The following is a 21,510-nucleotide window of genomic DNA, read 5'->3' as shown; positions in this document are numbered from 1 at the left end:
CAATGGCCTCAAATAATTCTAAAAATATATCATCAATTAAATTATGGATTCAACAAATTGGATTATGGCCATCAGAATTTGCCATTTTTTTGATCTCTGTAATTATATTAATTCCACTTTCATTAGGTTTACTTAGTATTACATCAATTGTTGTTCAAACAATCAATGCAGTCCCAACAGACATAACTTGGCAAAGATTACTTGGTGATCAATTATCTTTATGGATTACACCTTTAGTTGAAGGCACAATTTTTGAAAATTCTATTCCATTATCTTTTCAAAAAGATTGGTTTACAATAATATTTATTTTTATCGCATTATTTTATGGTTTTTTAAATTTTTATAGTGACTATTTACTAAGACATTTAGGTGAAAAACTTGCTAAAAAACTTAGAACAGATATTGCAAATAAATATCTTTCACTCAATTTTCAATCAGCGAATTCGATTGATGCTGGGCTTCTCTCATCAATGGTTGGAGAAGACATAAGAGAAACTCAACAAACTTTCACTCGATTAATTAGCAGTCTTTTAAAAGATGGATTTACTTCATTTATATTATTATCTTGGTTAATTATTTTAGATATTCAACTTTTTATTTTATTTATAACAGTATTAATTCCTGCAGGAATTGTTCTTAGAGTAACTAGTAAAACGTTAAAAAGACTCTCTAAACAAGGGTTGCAATTTGAAAGTGAATTACTAAGTGGAATTTTGGAAAGAATGCGTGGTTGGCAAACTATTCAAGTTCATAAAGCAATTCCATTTGAAATCATAAAATTTAACAAAATAAATGATAAAATATATCATGTTTGGAGAAGAGCAACCAGAGCAAGATCCCTTGGAAGCCCGCTTGTAGAATGGTTTGGAATAATTGCAGGTGCATTTATAATTATTGCAGCACTTCGAAAAATATCGAATGGATCACTTGATAGCAATATTTTTATAAACTTTATGCTTACTGTCGCTTTATTGTCTGATAAAATTAATAGAATGACAAGTCAATTAAATTCTACACGTAAAGGAACAGATGCACTTCAACGCATTCATGCTTTTTTAACAAATGAAAGTTTCCAAAAAAGAAATATAATTTCAAAAGATTTAAATTCTATTAATAAAGATAAAATTGAAAATTTAGAATTTAAAAATCTTTCTATTGGAAATGAGATCAATAATATTTTATTTCATAATTTAAATTTAAAATTATCCAAAGGCGCTTTACTTGCTATTATTGGGCCTTCAGGTTCTGGTAAAAGTACTTTAATTCGTACAGTTCTTGGTATTCAAAATTCAATTAAAGGAAATATTTTAATTAATAATGAATATGCAGATGAAAAATTATTTCAAAAATATTCTCATGATATTTGTTTCATTCCACAAGAACCCTTTTTATTTTCGGGAACCATTTTTGATAACATTGTTTATCCAGAAAAAATTATATCTCCAACTGAAAGCGAAATAAAACTGGCGACAAAAGCTCTTGCATTATCTTTGCTTGAAAAGAAAGATATTTTTAGTGACATTAAAGGTCTCTCAGGAGGCGAAAAACAACGTCTAATGTTCACCAGAATATTTTATAGAAAACCTGGATTAATCATAATTGACGAGGGTACAAGTGCTTTAGATATAGCAAATGAATTAAAGATAATTGAAAATTTAAAAAACCATATAGAAAATTCAATAACTCTGGTCATTGCCCATAGACCCGCTATTAAAGAATATGCTACTGATATATTGGATTTTTCAAAAACAAAGACATCGCAAATGCTCACTCCCCTTGGCGATGCGTCTACAAAGGAACTATTATGAACGGTTTATCTTCTATTATATCTGGTAAAAAGAATGAAGGTTCTTCACAATTTATATCAATAAACCCTGCAAATAGAGAAGACATTTTAGGCACATTTGCAAATGCTTCCTTAGAAGAATGTAGAGAGGCTTGTTTACAAGCTAAAAAAGGACTTGAAATATGGAAAAAAACTCCAGCTCCGATTCGAGCAGGAATTATTTCAAATTTTGGTAAGTTGATTGAAAAAAATAAAGAAGCACTTTCACAAATATTAACAAGAGAAATGGGCAAGCCTATTAAAGAAGCTCGAGGTGATGTTCAAGAAGCAATTGACACTTGTTATTTCTTTGTTTCAGAAGGTAGAAGACTTTATGGACAAACTGTCCCAAGTGAAATGAGCAATAAAGAACTATTCACATACAGAAGACCTGTAGGTGTTTTTGCATGTATTACAGCAGGTAATTTTCCATTTGCAGTTCCCAGTTGGTACTTTATTCCTGCATTAGTATGTGGGAATACATGTGTTTGGAAACCTTCGGAAGATACTCCCTATTTATCTCTTGTTTTTGCAGAATTATTATATGCAGCGGGCGTTCCTAAAGATGTCTTTCATGTTGTTTTTGGATCGGGCCCCAAAACAGGAGCTGATTTAGTTTCTTTGGTAAATGAAGGATTAATTGATAAAGTAGGATTCACAGGAAGTACTGAAGTAGGAAGACATATTGGAGAAATTTGTGGAAGAAATCTTCAAACTCCTTGCCTTGAATTAGGTGGAAAAAATCCACTTGTTGTTATGCCAGATGCAAATTTAGATTTAGTTACAAATGGAATTCTTTGGTCTGGATTCGGAACTGCTGGACAAAGATGTACATCTCTTGGTAATTTAATTGCTCATAAATCAATAAAAGAAACATTAATTAAAAAAATTATGGATAAAGTAGCATCTATTCAAATTGGGAATCCGACAGATGAAAATATTTTTTACGGGCCCATGATCGGCGAACGTTTTTTAAATAAACATTTAGAAAATATAAATACATTAATTAAATCTCATCATCGTGTATTAACATCTAAAAATGGTGCTATTACAGAGCAAAATAAACCGGATCGATTTTCTGGAAATGCAAAATTAGGTTTTTATGCTTTTCCAACAATTGTTGATAACGTAACAGAAAATGACGCTATTTATTCAACAGAAACTTTTGGTCCTTTATTTAATATTTTAAGTTTTAGTGATTTAGATGAAGCTATTTATCTTTCAAATAAAACAGGATATGGACTAAGTTCATCAATATATACTTCAGATATTGAATCTGCATATAAATTTAGAAACGAAATTTCTGCAGGCATGACAAGTATTAATAACAGCACAACAGGTGCTGAAGCTCATTTACCTTTTGGAGGAAATGGCAAAAGCGGAAACGGAAGTAGACAGTCTGGAATTTGGGTTGTTGATCAATTTACCAAATGGCAATCGGTAAACTGGGACATGAGTGGAAAATTGCAACTCGCTCAAATGGATACAAATTATATTAATCCTACAGATTACATTGTAAAATTTTAATATATTTAAAGGCAATTATTCACCCGTAATAAATAAATAAAAATATTCTATATTAACGGGCAGGAGTGTGTTCATGCCAATATTTCAAGATCTTAAACAATTTGTCCGCTCTGAGAACGAATACAATCGTTATGAAGCTATTGAAAAGCTTGCTAAGAATTCTCAATCATGGCAGGGAAATTTGTTAATTTGGCAAATAATGGCCCTAATTCCAACAAATGAAGAAAAATCAAAATTAGCCGAATCATTAATACTTCCAAATTATCCTAGTAGTGAATGGGCAATCATTTCTTATTTATTGCTTAAAGAAACAAATGATAGCGTTTTAAGTAGTTGTATAACAAATTTAGGTCGTTCAAAAATATGTGCTTTTTCAAATAGAATTAATAAATTTTTTGAAAAATCTTTTTTAACAAATAAAATTCTTTACTCAATATATTCCTATGCTGAACAAACTGGTGATGAAAATCTTTCTGATAAGTTAGAAAATTCTTTTCAGAAAAATTTACCCGATAATCTATTATCAAAGGGATTTCATGCTTTTACTAAACTTGGAATCATAAGTGATAAAATTAAGAATATAGCGTTTAATATTATATCATCCGATTTATCAGATGACTTAGATAAAACATCAACAATTTCCGCCCTATTTTATTTAGCTTTTTCAATAAATAAAAACGATATAAATAATTTTAAAAATCTAAAAAATAATTTAAAAAATATTGAATCTATAAAGTTATCAGAAATTATTTTATCTCAAATATTAAAATATGAAAGATTAAATTTTAATGAATTAGCTGCAGAAGAGTTTATTAAAAATAGTTTGTATGAAGAAAAACCTAACTTTATTGGTTATAGTTGCTTTGATAATCAAATATTAACAAAAGTAATTGAGAATTTAATTCAACAATCTATTGAATTAAATTATACCGAAGAACTTACATCTTCTATTCTTAAACTCAAAAATTTAAGTTGTATTGAAATTTTATCTAAAAATAAATTAATCGGTATTTCAGCTATTGAAAAAGAAAAAAAACAATTAGCAAAACTATGGATATCTAATATCCCTTATAAAAATGAATTATTTATAAAATCCGTTAAAAACCCTGAGCATTTTAAAATTTGGCATAAAGACTCAACAGATATTAGTTTTATATTTTTAAATTATGAAATATTATTTGAATCAAAAACAAACTTATGGCAAGATTTTTTTGATCAATGCTACGATACTAAAATACTTTTAAGTCAAATTGTAGCTTTGGCAAATTTAAATACAGACGAACAAGATCTCAAAAAATATTTGGAAATTGAAAATAAAGTTATTCAAAATATAAAAAAGTGTGTCCTACGTTTCCAAAATAATGATACTAAATCTTATGAAGACTTTGTTGAAAAAATATATTCTGCAACAATTGGCTGTAATATTTCACCTAACTTTATGAGAGAAATTTATAAGACAATTCCATTTTCTGGTACAAGCTGGGCTTTTACAGCAATTGCTTTAAGCGCTCCTCGCTTAGATCTTCATACCATTAGTTTAGCTATACAAAGTGAATTAGAGACAATTCATCAAACCTTGATAAAAGGTAACATGGAAAAAGATGAGTATATTCTTGAAGTAACATCAAGGTTTCAATCTATCCTTGTTGGATCAAATCGTTTTCGAATCCCAATTACACAAAAAACTCTTTCGACATTAAAAGATATTTCTAATTTAATACAAAATATTCTTGATAACACATCTCAAAATGATGATGAAACAGAACTAGAATCTTCTGATTGGAGTGGAAACTTTTTAACCGACAGACCTATATTACGATGGGGTGCTATTTTACAAGTATGTTTAAATTCCCATTTAACATTTGAAGAAAAAGATTATTATGAAAGATATATTAGAGAAGGTTTAAGAGTAGCACCACATGTTGAAAAAAGATGGATAGTAAGAGCGCTTGTAAAATTAGACACAGATGATGCCATTAAAGCAATTTTATATCAAGCTCTTCAACATATCGATCCTGAGTTTGTTGAACATACTATTAATGAACTTTTAAATTCAAAACATAAAAGAGCCCATCAAGCATTAATTCGTTCAATTTCAAAAAATAATATTTCAAATGAACTCAAAATCAAAATTATAAAAGATATATCTTTAGAAAATCCTGAAGAAATATTACAAGAATTAAAAACGCTTCAACTTTTAAGGTTACATGAAGATGTCGATTTTGCACTTCAAGAAGCTATTCAAAATATTTCAAAATTAATTCCGGAAATACCACAAAAAGAAAAAGATAAAGATGTAAAAATATCTTCACAAGATATAGATCTTATTATAAAATCATTAATACCACTCTCTGATTTTTTATCCATTGATTCTAAAAGCGCCTTAAGAACAGCGGAAATGATTTTAATTCAATCAAAAGATTGGGGCAACGAAGCTGTTGATTTAAGCCCAATTGTAAATATGCATTGTAAAGCAGTTGAATTAACCATGCGCGATACTTTCGAAGCTTATACAGATTCCGTAATTAGGAAAGGTGAGTTATCCAAAAAACTTGAAAATTTGGGATATGGAAAAGGTATTGTTGAAAAAATGACGCTATTTGAAGATTATATTGCAAACCTTCCTACGATCCGTTCCATACCATATTTTAGTAAATTTAAGTTAAGAAAAATGCTACGCGCTATTTGTCTTTATCGACCTGGAAAAAGATTTACTTTAGATGGCCCTAAAGCATTTGCTCTCTTACTTTTAGTTGCAGCAAGAGAAGAATGTCAATTTAATTTAAATAAAATGCTTCAAATTCAATTCTCAAATGATCTAGAATTATATGAATTTATTAAATTAGTTCATTCTTTACAAGATAGCAGAAATCGAGCCGTGCATGAAGGTCTTACATGGGAAGCACGCGATGAAATTGAAACGATGCGAAAGCAAGCCTATAAAATCATTTCAATATGCCTTACAATAGGAAGAAACCTAGAAACCCAATTCAGTAAAAAGGGAGACTCCCCCATGGAGAACCATTAAAGTATGGGATTAAGGGTCCAAACAAATATAAGCTCGATCAATGCTCAAAGGAACTTATCCGTGTCTACCTTATTACTAGCAAAGCACACCGAACGGGTTTCAAGCGGGTACAGAATTAATAGAGCTGCAGATGATGCAGCTGGTTTAGCTATTTCTGAAAAACTACGCTCTCAAGTTAGAGGTTTGGTACAGGCCAGAAGAAATACATCTGATGGAATTAGTTTAATCCAAACAGCAGAAGGCGGACTTCAAGAAATATCAAATATGTTAATAAGATTAAAAGAACTAACAGTGCAAGCAGCAAGTGATACCATTGGAGATCTTGAGCGTGGGCATATTCAAAAAGAATTTGTTGCTTTAAAAGACGAAATCGATCGTATAGCAACTTCTACAGAATTTAATGGCACCAGATTACTTACCGGCGTTGCAGAAATCCCAGCTGTTTTAAAAGAAAATAGCAACCCTCCTCCACTCGAAATTCAAGTTGGAGCTTCTTACTACGAAGAAGTAGATGATTTATATAAAGTCCGAAACCCTACTCATATCATTCGAATTAATTTAGATAAAATAAATGCTCTTACTGGAGGAGAGGGTTCTTTAGAAATTGGAAACGTAACAGATGAAGAAGGCACAAGAGTTGATAAAAAGGAATTTGCTCAAAAAAGTATGTTAAGAATTGATAATGCTATTAATAAAGTAAATGAATATAGAGCTATTTTAGGTGCTGTCCAAAATAGAATGGAACATACAGTTGCAAATACAAGTATTACCATTGAAAATTTAGAGACTGCAAAATCAAGAATTAAAGATGCGGACTATGCTGAAGAAAGCTCTCATGTCGTCCAACAAGGAATTCTACAAAAAGCAGGTATTTCGGTACTTTCTCAAGCGAATCAGATTCCGGAAATGGCTCTAAAGCTTTTAGGTTGATCCTAAAAGATTATTTAGTTAAGACAAGTCCACAGAACCATTTTCTGATTCTGATTTATTGAAGGCTTTGTCTAAATATGCAAACTAAAAATCTAAGTACTACCAAAATATTCATACAAGATGTAACTCTTCTTGATTGTGCTATACTTTATCCAAGTATAGGACCAAAAGGGAGAAGCTGGTATGTTGATGTTATTTGGGAAGGAAATAAAGATCAAAACGGAGTTTTATTTGATTTTAGTTTAGCTAAAAAATCTGCAAAAAGCACAATAGATCATGAATTTGATCACAAATTATTAGTAAAACCAAGTTCAATTCGTTTTCAATCAAATTCACAAATTATTATAATTGGCAACTGCAAAGAGAATGATAATAATTCTATTTTTGCAATTAATACTTATAATAATTCTGTGAAAAAAGTTTCTAGAGAAACGCTGAATGCGTTAGATAACAACGACGTTACTTTACTTGAAAAAGAAATTGCTCAGTCTATATTAAGAAATTCTCCCGAAAATGTAATTAGCGTTTCTGTAACTTTAAGAGAACATGAAAATTATTCAAAATCAAATTACTTTAGTTATACACACAGTCTTTGCCATCATTATGGTAATTGCCAAAGATTTCATGGACACAGTAATATATTAGAAGTATTTAAAAATGGTAAATTAGACTTAGAAAAAAGCACTCATGCTGCAAAAAAATTAAATAATTCTTATATTATATCAAGAAATTATGTAATTTCTGAATGGAACACTAAACTTATTAATGAACTCATAGAACATTGCCCAGAAATAGAAGAATCTAAAGCAAGTTTAATTGCTGCTCAATATAAAGGGACTCAAGGAGAAGTTGCCGTTATAATGCCTAAAGAAAATGTTTTCACTTTAGAACAAGAAAGCACAGTAGAAAATCTTGCTGAATTTGTGAGAAAGCTATTTTCCTTAAGCGAAACTGACCTTGAAATTAGAGCATATGAAGGCTTATCAAAAGGTTCTATTTGTAATTAAATATTATAATTTTAAAGGAATTATATGAGCACTAGTTTTCTAATTAATGAAATTTACCCATGCCTTCAAGGGGAAGGAATTAATCTTGGAAAACCATCTCTACTTGTTCGTTTTCAAATATGTAATTTACGTTGTGTATGGTGCGACACACCTTACACACATACTTTTAAAAGCGATCCTTTAAATAAAACAGAACCAAATGGTAAACAAAAATATATAAGACACACATTAGAATCTCTTATTCAAAATATTCAATCACAAAATATCAATCATCTTATTCTGTCGGGAGGCGAACCTACACTTCATAATTTAGGTTTACTTATGAGATCATTAGGAAAGTCATTTTCAGCAGAAGTAGAAAGTAACGGAACAAGAATACCTCATCTCCAAGTTCCTAATTTTTTAGAAGATGATTACAATTTAATGCAATGGAATATTTCACCAAAATTTTCAAATGCCGGTGAAAAAATAGAGCCTGAAGCCCTTAAACATTGGGCAAATCTTTCAAAAACAAATCATTCTATTTTTTTTAAATTTGTTGTTAGAAAATCAGAAATAACAAAAGATATTAGTGAGATATTGAGTCTTATAAAAGAATATAATATTTCAAATGATCGTGTATTTTTAATGGCTGAAGGAATCACAGTCGATTCTCAACTAGCAAATATTTGGCTCCATGATGAATGCTTAAAATATGGCTTTAGGTACACTCCCCGCCTACATATTTTATTATTTGGAAATAAAAGAGGCGTTTAAAAAAAATAATGGTAAAATAAAATATCTGATTGCTTTAAAAACAGGATTTATAAAGTGATTAAAAATATTATAATTTTATCTTTTTTATTAATACAAATAAAATGCTTTTCTATTTCTAAAAATATTTCTTTAAAAATTTGTGCTAATGATGTTCGTAAATCTGTAAATCCCGATGCAAAGTATGAAACTCCAAGCATGGATATTTTTAATTTCGCGGTGAATAATTTAAAAAAGAAACTTGATATAAGTTATACTATAGATTTTATGCCAATGGACCGGTGTATATTTAATGCAAATAGAGGAGAAATAGATGCTGTTTTAGATGTTTCTTATACTGAGGAAAGAGCTTTAGCTTTGGAATACCCACCAGGTTCAGGGCCAGATGAAACAAAAGGCCCCTGTACTTCAAATTTAAAAATGTCTTGTTCTCGGTATATGGTATTAACACCAAAAAATAGTAAATTTAATTACAATGGTAAAAAAAATAATTTGCCTTTTCCTATAAGAGCCTCATTAGGATATTCCATTGCTAAAAAATTAGAAGTAGAATTTCATGAGAATGTAGAATTAAGTAAAAATGATGTTGTTTGCATAAAAAAAATGATACGTGACAACAACGGATGTGTCATTGCAAATTTTGGATATATTCCTGGTATGGCTGAATTTCAATTTAAAAGTTTATTACCACAAGTTAAAATCAACAAAATTCCTTATGAAATGAGATCAAATTATGTCCCATTTTCTAAAAAATCAAAAATATCAAAGGAAGATAAATTGATTTTTTGGAAAGAGCTTTCATTAGTTTTAAAAGACCCTATTATTATAGAAAAAATTAAAGAAAAATATTTAAAAATGCAATCCAAAGATTAATTTAAAAATCACCTTGAAAAATTTTTTGACTAATATTCACATTATTATTTACAAATCCTATTTTATAATACGTTCTTCTATTTATACCTGCAGGTACTGACTGTTTTTTAATATACACATCATTTAAATTTTTAATCGTGCGATAACCATTTATTACATAATTTAAAGTATTATTATTTAAAGAAGAATTATCAGAAACATATATACCTGAATCTATATCTTTATTTAGTGATAAATTATAATAAATGGACATTTTTATTTTATATTTTAATAAATTATTTTCATTTGAAAGCCATTCATAGGCATATTTTATCCATTCTTTTTTTAATTCAGGATTATATTGTAATTTATTATTCACATAAACTTTTGCAGATGAACCAAATTCACATATAGATAAAGGTAATGATGAAAGCTTATTCATTCTAATTAAGTAAGGAACAAAAACTTCATCAAATTGAAGCCAAGACCTTCCTCCCCAATTATAACCATCCAATCCTTTCCATTCTAAATATTCATCTCCAGGATAATATAATTCAAATGGGTATTTTTCTATTAAAAAATTTCCGGGACAAAATACAAATTGAATTCTATTTTTTGAAAGATCAATTCTGTAATCATTATTAAAATTTCTTACAAACGAATATACGTATTTCCACATTTTAACAAAGTCTTTTGTATTATTTGAATAAGCATGATTTTTATAATTCATTTCATGCGCAAATCGTAAATATAATTTAGGTTCTCCTAAATTATCATTAAATTTTGAGTCATGGAAAAACTTAGCTAAATAATTACAACTCCTTTTTAAATAATCATCAAATTTTCCAGAATATATTCGTTTACAAATATCATCAGGTGTTGGTTCAACAACTCCTGTACCTGGGTACCATGAAAGAAAAGGAATTTTTCCCATTTCCCAAATTTTAAATGGAATAGTATAAAAACTTGATTTTGCCATATCAGGTTTCATTCTATAATCAAAAGATGAAAAATACTGAACAATATCATGTTTAAATTCAACATAATTTTCAAAATTTTGAATTTCATTAATAAAGTTTATTCTAGAATTAATTTCTACACAAACACCATACAATTGTTTTGGTTTTATTATTTGAGAAGATGGTTGTATAATTTTTAAATTATCGGCGTAACAAGAAAGTGGTAAAAGAGCTGCCGTTTTTAAAAAAAAGCGTCTATCCATACAAAAATTCCTTATAGCTTTAAAAAGAAAATTTATATGAATTCTATTTTGTAATTAATTTTGAATCAATGACAAAATCAAAGATTAAAATATTTTAATCTTTGATTTTATTCAAAACAATTTAAATAATAAATTAATATTTGAAATGTTTAATTGGCTCGCCTTTGGATTCCAGATCCTTTAAACTATCTATGCCTAATTTAATATGAATATCAGTCCATTTTGCAGAAATATTTTTATCTCCTGCTTCCGTTTTAACACCTTCAGGGGTGATAGGAACATCAGAAACAACCAACAAAGCACCTCTTGCAATTTCGTTATGTAAACCAACCATTAGAATTGTTGCTGTTTCCATATCTATCGCAATGCATTTCATACTGTGCATATGTTTTAAAAATGCCTGATCATGCTCCCATACTCTTCGATTGGTTGTATAAACGACTCCTGTTCGATAATCATGACCTGCTTCAACAATTTTTTGTGAAACAAATTTATGAAGCTTAAATGAAGGCAGCGCGGGTACTTCTGGAGGAAAATAATCGTTTGAGGTTCCTTCCCCTCGAATAGCTGCAATTGGTAAAATAAAATGACCAATTTCAGTTGAATGCTTTAAACCACCACATTTACCCAAAAACAAAACCGACTTAGGAGCTCGTGCGCTTAATAAATCCATAATAGTTGCTGCATTTGCTGAACCCATTCCAAAATTAATAATGGATACATTTGATTTTTTGCATGTAGAATTTGGCATAGCTCTATCTAGGCCAACGACTTTTGAATCTGTCATTTCTGCAAAACGATTCACATATGTTTGAAAATTTGTTAATAAAATATGATCTGCAAAGTCCTCAATTTTTGTTCCTGTATAACGTGGTAACCAGTTTTTACAGATCTCTGCTTTTGTCTTCATAAAAACTCCCGAAGATAGTTTACTAGTTGTTGTTGCTTTAAAATTCCATTCTCACATTATACATCTAATACAAAGTTAGTATCTTATTCAAGGAGTTATACCATTTATCTTATTGAAAATAATAAATTCAAATTATTAAGTATTTTTTTAAAGCTAATCTTTATAAATAGAATAACATAGTTTTAAATATTCCAGAATAGTTAATCAAAAAAAGTAAAAAAAGCTTTAAATTATTATAATATTCATATATTTAAAAAAACTGATTTTTAACCTTTAAAAGTCAAATGAATTTTTGTTATTTTCATATTGACCTTTAAATATTGCTCAGGGTAATGAGTTTATGACGATTCAGAATAATAATTCTATATCAAATTCATTAAGACAAAATTTAGAAAAACACTCTGAAAATATAAGTTTATTAATAAATAAACTAAACTATTTATTTCAAGACAAGATATTGCTACATTTTCAAATTTACAATTGTGAAGGTTACGATTACAATATAAATAGTAAATTTGTTGCTACTAACTCAGTTCCAAAAAATCTTGAAAATATGATCTCTTCTTCAGAAAATTATATTTTGTTAAGATTTTTTTGTAATACTCAAGAACTTTTTTCAAAAAATGACCATAAAGAGTTTTGTAATGAATTAAAAAATAAATACAATTGTCCTATTTTTTTTATGACACCATATTCAGATTCTTACGATATAGAAGAATCTTTTATTATAAAACCAAATTTTGAAATACAAATAAATATATCTGAAACTAATTTAAATATAAAATTTGAAAATTATAATGAAAATTTATCTATATTTGAAAAAACAAAAAATGAATGTAATTTTATATTTTCAATTCCAAATAAATTAAAAAATAAAAAAATTAAAAAATCAGATAAAAAATTAGTTCTAAATGAAAATTTAAAAAACATAATTTCACTAGCTCAAAATCACATGAATCAAGGTGATTGCTACTTAGCAAATATAACTTCAACAAATACTTTTGCAAAAAATTATAATTTTATATCAGCAAATGATTTTTATGAAGCTTGGCTTTCTATTTATTCTCGCTTTGGTATATTTTATAAAGATAGCAAAAAAGCATTAGCTTCTTTTTCCCCAGAAAGATTTATTTTATTAAAAAATAATCTTATTTTGACTGAACCTATTAAAGGAACTTTAAAATCAGATCAGGCTCGGCCTACCCAGCAAGACGCTTCTCAAATTTGGTCTATTAAAAAAGAAATCTATGAACATACCTTGGTTATTGATCTCATGCGCAATGATTTATACCAAGTGTGTACACCAGAAAGCGTGACCGTTTATAAGCCATTTTTTGCAAGAATATCAGGATCTTTTATTCAAATGCAAAGTTTTATCATTGGAAATATTCAAAATGGAACGAACCTTAGTACTTGTTTAAAATTAATGCTTCCAGCGGGCTCAATAACTGGAACTCCCAAAAAAAGAGTATGTGAAATTATTTCAAATCTAGAGATAAATAAAAGAGGTTATTACACAGGAATATCCGGAATAATGGAAATAAATGGAGACTTTGATACAACAATTCTCATTAGAAGCATTTATATGAGTGAAAGAGGTGTTTATTATGGCGTCGGAGCTGGAATTACCTCATTATCAGATATAGACTCCGAATTTGAAGAGTGCGAATTAAAATTAAATTCCATTTTACCCGTGTTTGAAAGCAGATTCCATGATTCTTTTTATTGACCACTATGACTCATTTAGCAATAATTTAATAAGTTGGTTTTTATCAAAAGGATTAAATTTAAGTATTATATCCTATAATGAGCTAGAGAAAATAAATTCATTCGATAATATTAAAGGGGTTATTTATTCACCTGGACCAGGGCACCCTTCAGAATATACAGAATCCCTCAAATTTTATAAAAAAATCCCTGAAAAAATGCCCTTTTTGGGGGTTTGTTTAGGACATCAGCTACTTTTGTACTCTGAGGGTGGAAAGATAACCCAAATAAGCAAAAAGCCAATACATGGCCGTCAAATAACGCTTTCAAATTCATGCCCCTCTAAATTTTTTTTAGAAAACGATCTAAATGGTACTTTTGTGCTTTATAATTCTTTAGGATGTAAAATAGATGATCCCATTTTCAAAGAAAATATGTTAGCACTAGCCTTTGAAGAAGGCTTTGTATTAGCAACAGAGCATAAAGTTTTTCCTAGGATAGGTGTCCAATTTCATCCTGAAAGTTTTGCTAGTCCAGGAGGAAATACCATTTTAAATTCTTTTTTAAGGCTCATTTCATGATCGGCCGTTTATATGCAATTATTTTTATATTATTAATCGCTTTTTCATTATGGTACCAAAAAAAATATCTTGAGGTATCATCAAATGAATTAAATTCACAACTCGATTTTGAAGATAGCATTTTACCAACAAGTATAGCAAAAAATTTTAGCACTAAATTTTATGATAATGGAAAATTAAAATATACATTTTCCGGAGATAAAATTATTTATTATACAGATAATCACTTTGAAGCTGAAGGAAATCTGATTTACGAATCCTATAATGAAAAACAAAAGAATAATATAGTGATAAAAACTCAAAAAGCTTTTGGAATTATGGAATCAGACTCAAATCAATCTTTTCAACAGTCCATGGCCTTAGGCGCAAATAGCAGAATTAAAAATGCGACTTTACCGAATGATGTTTTAATTGATTTTGATGGAAATAAAGGAAAAGCAAATTATGTGTTTATTGATATGGAAAAAGAAACCATTCAATCTCCTAATTATTTTATTTCCAATGGTACTCAAGGAAACATAAAAGGAAATGGATTTAAATATTCAATAAAAAATGAAGAATTTAAAATTTTTTCAAAAGTAGATGGAGATATTAATTTAAATAAAATTCCAGAAACAAAAAAAGATAGTAAGGTACTAAAATGAAATTGTATTCTTCTTGTAAAATTATAATATCACTCTCTGTTTGCTTAAGCTTTCTTCAAAACTCATATGCTGACTTTGAAGAATCTTTACCAAATAATTTTAACTCTCAATCATCTAAACCCACCGAACAAACAGATTCAAGTAACACAGTAAGAAATAAAAATGATATAGATAAAAAAACAAAAGAAAATTCAACAAAAAAAAGCTCTGGAACTCAAGAAAATTCCTCTAGCAATGAATTTGCTAAACATAACAGCAATGCCCCTGTTTACTTTGACGGAAACACAGCAGATGGTTCTCTAAAAACAGGAATATTAAACCTTGTAGGAAATGTGGTTCTTATACAGGATGATACTAAGTTAACATCCGACAAAGCAAAATTGATTGGTAACCCTGGAAAAAATTTCACTTCTGGCTCCCGATCTATTCAAAAAGCAATTGCTACTGGTAATGTTCATATTTTAAAAAAGAGTTCTCCTAATGCTCCTGAAATAAAAGCAAATGCAGATGAAATTGAATTTTTAGTGCCTAAAAGAATTATGATACTAAAAGGAAAAGCAAAGGTCTGGAAAGAGCAAGAATTTATTAATGCCGAATATATAGAAATAAATCTTGAAACAGGTGATATCAGTTTAAAAGAACCTCATGGAACAATTGATCCTCGCTCTACTTCAAATATGGGTAAAAGCAATTCGGTATCAAAAACATCAAAAGATAAGGTCCAAAAATGAATGAAAACCAACTCACTTCCTCAAATTTAATTCGTAAATTTGGCACACGTACGGTTGTGGATAATGTTTCTTTTTTTGTTAATAGTGGTGAAGTTGTAGGATTGCTTGGGCCAAATGGGGCTGGAAAAACAACAAGCTTTTATATGACTGTGGGCTTATTAAAACCAAGCTCAGGGGAAGTAACTATAGATGGAAATAATATTACAGAACTCCCTATTCATAAAAGAGCCCGAATGGGCATTGGTTATCTACCTCAAAATTCAAGTGTATTTAGAAAACTTTCTGTTGAAGACAATTTAAGAGCTATTATGGAAGTTTGGGGAATTCCGAGAAACAAGCGTTCTCAATTACTTGAAAAATTAATTGATCAATTTGGTATAGGACATATCAGAAAAAGTTTAGGAATAAGTCTTTCAGGTGGCGAACGAAGACGTCTTGAAATTGCAAGAACTCTTGTTATTTCTCCTCGATTTTTATTATTAGATGAGCCTTTTGCTGGTATTGACCCAGTTACTGTTGCTGAAATTCAAGAGCTTATTAAAAAACTTGTTGCTGAAGAAAATTTAGGGGTTTTAATCACAGACCACAATGTAAGAGAAACTTTATCTTTATGCAGCCGAGCGTATATATTAGCTGGAGGTAAAATACTTGCAGAAGGTTTACCAGATGACGTCGCAACAAATGAAAAAGTAAAACAAGTTTACTTAGGCGAAAACTTTACTTTTTAAAATAATAAATAATTATATTTCAGTTACTTACAATATAAATATCTACTTTCGCAATTCCTTTTTTCGTAATTCCTAATTTTTTAGCTGCAGCAGCGCTGAGATCTATAACTCTATCTTCAACATAGGGTCCTCGATCATTTATTTCTACAAATACAGATTTTCCAGTTCTTACATCTTTAACCATAACAATAGATTTAAAAGGAAGTGTTTTACTTGCTGCTGTTAACTTATTTGGATCAAATTTATCACCACTTGCTGTTTTTCTTCCTGCCCATTTGTAATCGTAAAATGACGCTAATCCTCTTTGGTAAAATGAGTAATTACTAAAAATTTTAGAATTCGTACTCTTATCCTTTTTTGTAGTGGTACAACCAACAAAAACAAAGAAAAGTAATACAATCTTTACCGAAATTTTTAAAATTCTCATCAAATATACCTGTATTTATAATAAAAAAAAGAGCTAAAATAAATATGAACTAATTAATTAGAGACTTAAGCTCCATTCATTCTAACCTATCAAATCAAATTTCAGCATGAAAGAAAAAAAAGAGTCCTGCCAAAAAAATGTTGTGTTAACAATATAAAAAATAATCCATATTTTCCATTGATACACCTAATAAAGTAATTTATTAATTAATGATTACAGAGCATAATTGCTCTTTTTTTAAGCTAATATACTTCTACCTTGTAGGCAAAATATGCCTAAAATTTAGACAGTAAAGGATTAAAAACCATGAATTTAAATGTTTAAATAACATTTAAATGATTTCTGGAGTCCAAGCCCCCTAATTTTTGCTATTTAAAAGTTCAATTTTAAGCCTTTGATTTTTGAATAGACCTAAATATGGTCAATAGATCCCATTTATCACTGTGAAAATATTCTGCTATCATTTTTTTATTATTAGATGATGTTTTACCAGTTGTTAATACATCATCTAATAACAAAATTTTTGAATTATTAATTTTATCCAAATTTTCTATTTTATTTTTGTCAAAAAAAATTTTTTGATTTTTTAAATCATTTAAAAATGCAGATCTTTTTTTGGAAGGGATAAGAGCTTGCTTTAAAGACTTATTTAATAATATTGGTCTTATTATTTTATATTTTAGAGCTCCATTTTCAGATTGAATCGATTTAAAAATGCTTTCAAAAAATTCTGTAGGATGCCAATTTGATTCCAGAATACGCTCTTTTCTTAATGTAGGAAATACAATATAATCATATTCATTCTCTAACAAAATTTTTAAAATATTATTTTTTATTATTTTAAAAAACAAATCATAAAAAAGTAACTTTGCGTTATAATCATTTTTATCTTTTGCTAAAACTAAAATTTCTGGCAGACCTGAAGAATAAGAAAAAATACAATTTATATTATTAAATTCATTTAATTGATCACATCCAAAACAATTTTCGTTTCCACAGCGGGAACAATAGATCCATTTTAATTTTTCTAAATTTTTAAAACAAGAATTACACAAAATATTAGAATATAAATTTTTATCATTTAAACAGAAATAACATCTTAATTTTTTTTTCATTTTATTTAAAAAATTAGTTTATGATTTATTTTTTATAATGTGTGATTTTGCTAATGATGAAATTTCACCATGATGATAAGGATGTTTACTTAATATACAACGTGCTCTATACACTTGCTCAAGCAAAACAGCAAAGGCCAATTCATGAGGAAAAGTCATTTGCGATAAAGAAATTAATTCTATACGTCCCAAAGATTTTAATTCTGACGGTAAACCATAAGCACCGCCTAAACAAAAAATAATCATTTTTTCTCCCCTTGATTCATATTGATCTAGATTTTTAGCAAAATCTGCGCTTGAGTTATTTTTGCCATTTTCATCTAATGCAATACAAAGAGGATTTTCTACAGATAATTTTTTGAATTCTTTTGCATAAAAGGCATATAATTCATTTTGATTTATTTGAGAAGATGGATAGATATGAGTAATAGAAGTAAATTTAGAGATACGACTTTGAAACTCATTTACAAAGTCGTATAAATAAGACTGCTGTGGAATTTTCCAAGGAGTTATAAAAACATAACGCATTCAAAAATCACTAAATTTGATTTGCAAGAGACTCAGCTTCACTTGACTTCAAAGAAGTATTAATTTCTACAACTTCATTATATAAAGCTTGGCATTTATCTTCTGCTAAAGGAATTATATGAGCTTTGCTCCATAACTGTTCGAGCTGATAAAGTTCGCGAGTAGGTTCTTGAAAAATATGAATAAATAAAAATCCATAATCTATTAAAACCCAAGTACAAGACTCAAGGCCATCAACAGATACCGGTGAAATACCTAAGCTATGCTTAAAAAATTGGCGAATACTTTCCGCAACGGCGTATACTTGTCTTGGATTCGAAGCACTGACAATTGCAAAAAGTTCAGTAAAGGCACCAATATTTTTTAAATCCATCACTATGGGACGAACTGCCTTTTTTTCTGTGGCTACTGCAATGGCAATCATAGCTAAATCTTCATGAGAAAGCTCTTTGTCACCAATTCTAGTAGTTGTTTTTATATCATTTCCGTTCACTGATTTATATCTCCGTTTTTTTTACGCTACTTAAAATTTCAATTATTTTATCAAGAAGATCAGTAATCCCTATGCGAAATGCAGAACTTATTTCGAAATAAGGAGTTTTCTTAAGTTTCAAATAATTACGAAATCCATCTAGTGCATCTTGGTTAGTAACTGTCTCAATTTCTTCTCCAGCAAGAGAGTCGACCTTAGAGATAACTGTTACCCTCGGACGCTCCAATATAGCCTTATCATAAAGGGAAAGCTCTTCTAGTATCCCGTCATAGTCAGAAATCATAGACTCTGCTGTCTCTTGGCTACCATCAATTAGATGAATAAGTACACAAGTTCTTTCAATATGACGTAAAAAATCGTGTCCTAATCCTTTTCCTTGACTTGCCCCAGGTATTAATCCAGGAACATCGGCAACAACAAACGGATTTGCTTCTTTATGACTTACAACTCCCAAAGTGGGTACTAAGGTCGTAAATGGGTAGTCTGCTACTTTGGGTCTTGCTGCTGAGATAACAGTAATTAAAGTACTTTTTCCAGCATTTGGGCTTCCAATTATGCCAACATCTGCAATCATTTTTAGTTCAAGCCGAATTCCTCTGCTCTCACCAATTACTGGAGGTATTGTTTTTGTGGGAGCTTGATTTCTTGAATTTACAAATAAAGTATTTCCAATTCCACCTTTACCACCTTTAGCAACTAATAAACGATGTCCTTCATATAAAACTTCACCAATTATTTCACCGCTTTCAATATCAAATGCGACAGTACCGCACGGAACTTTTAAAGTAAGATGATCGCCTGATTTCCCTTGTTTATTATTTGTTCCGCCCTTACCGCCAGCTTCTGCTTCGTAGAAGCGTTGGTAACGAAAATCGAGTAATGTGGATAATCCATTTGTTGCCTCAAGATACACATCACCACCATTCCCGCCATTGCCTCCATCAGGCCCTCCTGCAGGAACATATTTTTCGCGCCTGAAATGAGACATGCCTAAGCCCCCATCTCCCGCTTTTACTTTAATTTCAGCAGTATCAATAAATTTCATAAGTTAGCCACCATGGGAATTAGAATAACGAGTAGAAAATTGAGAATATAGAAAAGCCATTCGCTTATTACCCTCATTTATAAAAAAAAGCTAAGGATTATAATAACTTGTTTTTATCAATAAAGGACATAAAACAAAAACCAAGATGCGCATAGAAACTATAAACGCACCTTGGCTTTTAGCAAAAAGGATTAGAAAATAATTTTAGGTATCAGCTACCTTTATGCCTTTGCGTCTACAGGATAAACGCTTACGCATTGACGTTCGCGAGAAATATGCTCGAATTTAACTTCGCCATCAATCTTTGCAAACAAAGTAAAGTCTTTTCCCATACCTACGTTGGAACCAGGATGAATTTTAGTTCCCACTTGGCGAACTATAATATTACCAGCTCTTACAGATTCCCCACCGTAAGCCTTAACACCACGGTATTTAGGATTGCTATCGCGTCCGTTTTTGGTTGAACCACCGGCTTTTTTACTTGCCATTGTACGAATCCCTTAATTTAACTTCCATGAACTTGGAAGATATTTGTTAGAAGAAAAAGTATCCAATAATTTCATTTAGTTATTTAAACTAAAGAAAAATTAACCTTCAATACTTGTAATAGACAAAGTTGTAAAATCTTGGCGATGGCCATGCATTTTCTTTGACTTATTTTTACGAAGGTATTTGAAGACAAGGATTTTATCTTCACGGCCATGAGAAACAACTGTTGCTGTTACTTTTGCGCCATTGATTTGTGGTTCACCAATTTTAAGTTGACCACCTTTATTAATCATTAAGACTTCAGAAAAAGGCATTGTTGTGCCTACTTCAGCATTAATGAAATTTGCTTTGATTTTTTCGCCTTCGGATACTTTGTATTGACGGCCAAAAATCTTAACTACTGCATAGTTTTTATTACTCACAACAGATTTCCTTATACGCTTTTAGTGTTTCAATTATTGAAACACATCGTTCTTAGGTAAGCGCTACCACGCCATAAACACGGCTCAACAAGAGTCGGAAGCTAGCTCATAGTGCAATTTCGTAATAAGGTCAAGAACTTTATTTTTTTGAGCAAAGACACTTGCATTTTCCTTGAGTGTCAGGTACGGAATTACTTCCAAGTGGAGAGATGTCCGAGTGGCTGAAGGAGCACGATTGGAAATCGTGTTTACGCTAAAACCGTAACGAGGGTTCGAATCCCTCTCTCTCCGCCACTATCTTATAGTATGTGTTAAAAGCAACTATCAGAGGTGGTTGTTTGCCCTTAGTGCCCTTTTAATGAATCCGCCAGAGTTGGAAGACAGCAACGGTGTTTAGCAGGGTAGGTAAGACAAGCTAGCAGCCACCCCTAATAGTTGTTTTTTTTTTTATCTTTTTTTATGAAATCGCTTTTACTGTTGTCTCACTTTCTTGATTTTTACATTTCAAGCTCACATACTGATCCACAATTAGGGCTTATCCTTTTC

The 21,510-nt window shown here is 29.8% G+C and carries 21 protein-coding genes and 1 tRNA gene; 13 read left to right on the top strand and 9 right to left on the bottom strand.

Annotated features, from left to right (window positions below; genetic code table 11):
- Positions 1–2: 2 nt before the first annotated feature.
- The 7 genes from GCL60_RS16315 (at position 3) to GCL60_RS16285 (ending at position 9,943) form a co-directional block, all read left to right on the top strand.
- On the top strand, positions 3–1,808 hold the full coding sequence (locus GCL60_RS16315; protein ID WP_153421745.1) for an ATP-binding cassette domain-containing protein: 1,806 nt from the start codon (positions 3–5) through the stop codon (positions 1,806–1,808).
- Positions 1,805–3,352: an aldehyde dehydrogenase family protein gene (locus GCL60_RS16310; protein WP_153421744.1), complete on the top strand. Its 1,548-nt coding sequence runs from the start codon at positions 1,805–1,807 to the stop codon at positions 3,350–3,352. The genes GCL60_RS16315 and GCL60_RS16310 overlap by 4 nt, the downstream gene beginning before the upstream one ends.
- A gap of 73 nt (positions 3,353–3,425) precedes the next feature.
- Positions 3,426–6,380, top strand: a complete 2,955-nt coding sequence (locus GCL60_RS16305; protein ID WP_153421743.1) for a hypothetical protein — start codon at positions 3,426–3,428, stop codon at positions 6,378–6,380.
- Positions 6,381–6,383: 3 nt separating this feature from the next.
- Complete coding sequence (locus tag GCL60_RS16300; protein WP_153421742.1) at positions 6,384–7,310, top strand: flagellin N-terminal helical domain-containing protein; 927 nt, start codon at positions 6,384–6,386, stop codon at positions 7,308–7,310.
- Between the two features lie 77 nt (positions 7,311–7,387).
- On the top strand, positions 7,388–8,317 hold the full coding sequence (locus GCL60_RS16295; RefSeq protein ID WP_153421741.1) for a 6-carboxytetrahydropterin synthase: 930 nt from the start codon (positions 7,388–7,390) through the stop codon (positions 8,315–8,317).
- Positions 8,318–8,341: 24 nt separating this feature from the next.
- Positions 8,342–9,073 (top strand): 7-carboxy-7-deazaguanine synthase QueE, encoded by a 732-nt coding sequence (locus GCL60_RS16290; RefSeq protein WP_153421740.1) that lies wholly within the window; start codon positions 8,342–8,344, stop codon positions 9,071–9,073.
- Between the two features lie 54 nt (positions 9,074–9,127).
- Complete coding sequence (locus GCL60_RS16285; RefSeq protein WP_153421739.1) at positions 9,128–9,943, top strand: hypothetical protein; 816 nt, start codon at positions 9,128–9,130, stop codon at positions 9,941–9,943.
- Position 9,944: 1 nt separating this feature from the next.
- On the opposite strand, the gene GCL60_RS16280 is transcribed toward GCL60_RS16285, so the two are convergent.
- A complete protein-coding gene (locus GCL60_RS16280; RefSeq protein WP_153421738.1) occupies positions 9,945–11,144 on the bottom strand; it encodes a glycoside hydrolase family 26 protein in 1,200 nt (399 codons plus the stop codon).
- Positions 11,145–11,277: 133 nt separating this feature from the next.
- Entirely contained in the window at positions 11,278–12,054 is a 777-nt protein-coding gene (locus GCL60_RS16275) for an AMP nucleosidase (protein ID WP_153421737.1), read from the bottom strand.
- Between the two features lie 340 nt (positions 12,055–12,394).
- Between GCL60_RS16275 and GCL60_RS16270 the strand changes: the two genes are divergently transcribed.
- From GCL60_RS16270 to lptB, 5 genes are read left to right on the top strand one after another with little or no spacing between them, the layout of a single operon-like run.
- Positions 12,395–13,783 carry a chorismate-binding protein gene (locus GCL60_RS16270; protein WP_153421736.1) on the top strand — a complete coding sequence of 463 codons (1,389 nt, stop codon included), beginning with the start codon at positions 12,395–12,397 and terminating at the stop codon, positions 13,781–13,783.
- The gene (locus GCL60_RS16265) at positions 13,767–14,342 is read left to right on the top strand and encodes an aminodeoxychorismate/anthranilate synthase component II (RefSeq protein ID WP_153421735.1); all 576 of its coding nucleotides are present in this window, start codon (positions 13,767–13,769) and stop codon (positions 14,340–14,342) included. The genes GCL60_RS16270 and GCL60_RS16265 overlap by 17 nt, the downstream gene beginning before the upstream one ends.
- Positions 14,339–14,986 (top strand): LPS export ABC transporter periplasmic protein LptC, encoded by a 648-nt coding sequence (gene lptC, locus GCL60_RS16260; RefSeq protein WP_153421734.1) that lies wholly within the window; start codon positions 14,339–14,341, stop codon positions 14,984–14,986. Before GCL60_RS16265 ends, lptC begins: the two co-directional genes overlap by 4 nt.
- The gene (locus GCL60_RS16255) at positions 14,983–15,717 is read left to right on the top strand and encodes an LptA/OstA family protein (protein WP_153421733.1); all 735 of its coding nucleotides are present in this window, start codon (positions 14,983–14,985) and stop codon (positions 15,715–15,717) included. Before lptC ends, GCL60_RS16255 begins: the two co-directional genes overlap by 4 nt.
- Positions 15,714–16,445, top strand: coding sequence for an LPS export ABC transporter ATP-binding protein (gene lptB, locus GCL60_RS16250; protein ID WP_153421732.1), 732 nt, complete (start codon positions 15,714–15,716; stop codon positions 16,443–16,445). Before GCL60_RS16255 ends, lptB begins: the two co-directional genes overlap by 4 nt.
- Positions 16,446–16,464: 19 nt before the next feature.
- Here the strand turns inward: lptB and GCL60_RS16245 are convergent, their stop codons facing one another.
- The 7 genes from GCL60_RS16245 to rplU all read right to left on the bottom strand — a co-directional run bounded on the left by GCL60_RS16245 (position 16,465) and on the right by rplU (position 20,964).
- Entirely contained in the window at positions 16,465–16,872 is a 408-nt protein-coding gene (locus GCL60_RS16245) for a septal ring lytic transglycosylase RlpA family protein (RefSeq protein WP_153421731.1), read from the bottom strand.
- A gap of 386 nt (positions 16,873–17,258) precedes the next feature.
- Positions 17,259–17,987: a hypothetical protein gene (locus GCL60_RS16240; protein ID WP_153421730.1), complete on the bottom strand. Its 729-nt coding sequence runs from the start codon at positions 17,985–17,987 to the stop codon at positions 17,259–17,261.
- An 18-nt stretch (positions 17,988–18,005) separates the two neighbouring features.
- Positions 18,006–18,515: a 23S rRNA (pseudouridine(1915)-N(3))-methyltransferase RlmH gene (locus GCL60_RS16235; RefSeq protein ID WP_153421729.1), complete on the bottom strand. Its 510-nt coding sequence runs from the start codon at positions 18,513–18,515 to the stop codon at positions 18,006–18,008.
- 10 nt (positions 18,516–18,525) lie between these two features.
- Positions 18,526–19,008, bottom strand: coding sequence for a ribosome silencing factor (gene rsfS, locus GCL60_RS16230; protein WP_153421728.1), 483 nt, complete (start codon positions 19,006–19,008; stop codon positions 18,526–18,528).
- A 4-nt stretch (positions 19,009–19,012) separates the two neighbouring features.
- Positions 19,013–20,053, bottom strand: a complete 1,041-nt coding sequence (obgE, locus tag GCL60_RS16225; protein WP_153421727.1) for a GTPase ObgE — start codon at positions 20,051–20,053, stop codon at positions 19,013–19,015.
- Between the two features lie 221 nt (positions 20,054–20,274).
- On the bottom strand, positions 20,275–20,541 hold the full coding sequence (gene rpmA / locus GCL60_RS16220; protein ID WP_153421726.1) for a 50S ribosomal protein L27: 267 nt from the start codon (positions 20,539–20,541) through the stop codon (positions 20,275–20,277).
- Between the two features lie 99 nt (positions 20,542–20,640).
- A complete protein-coding gene (gene rplU / locus GCL60_RS16215; protein WP_153421725.1) occupies positions 20,641–20,964 on the bottom strand; it encodes a 50S ribosomal protein L21 in 324 nt (107 codons plus the stop codon).
- 203 nt (positions 20,965–21,167) lie between these two features.
- On the opposite strand from rplU, the gene GCL60_RS16210 reads away from it, so the two are divergent.
- Positions 21,168–21,258, top strand: a tRNA-Ser gene (locus GCL60_RS16210).
- Positions 21,259–21,510: the final 252 nt, after the last annotated feature.

The sequence above is a fragment of the Silvanigrella paludirubra genome (genome assembly GCF_009208775.1).
In the GTDB taxonomy this organism is placed as follows: Bacteria; Bdellovibrionota_B; Oligoflexia; order Silvanigrellales; family Silvanigrellaceae; genus Silvanigrella; species Silvanigrella paludirubra.
The sequence above is the reverse complement of the archived record's forward strand: the minus strand, read 5'-3'. Positions and strand labels throughout refer to the sequence as shown.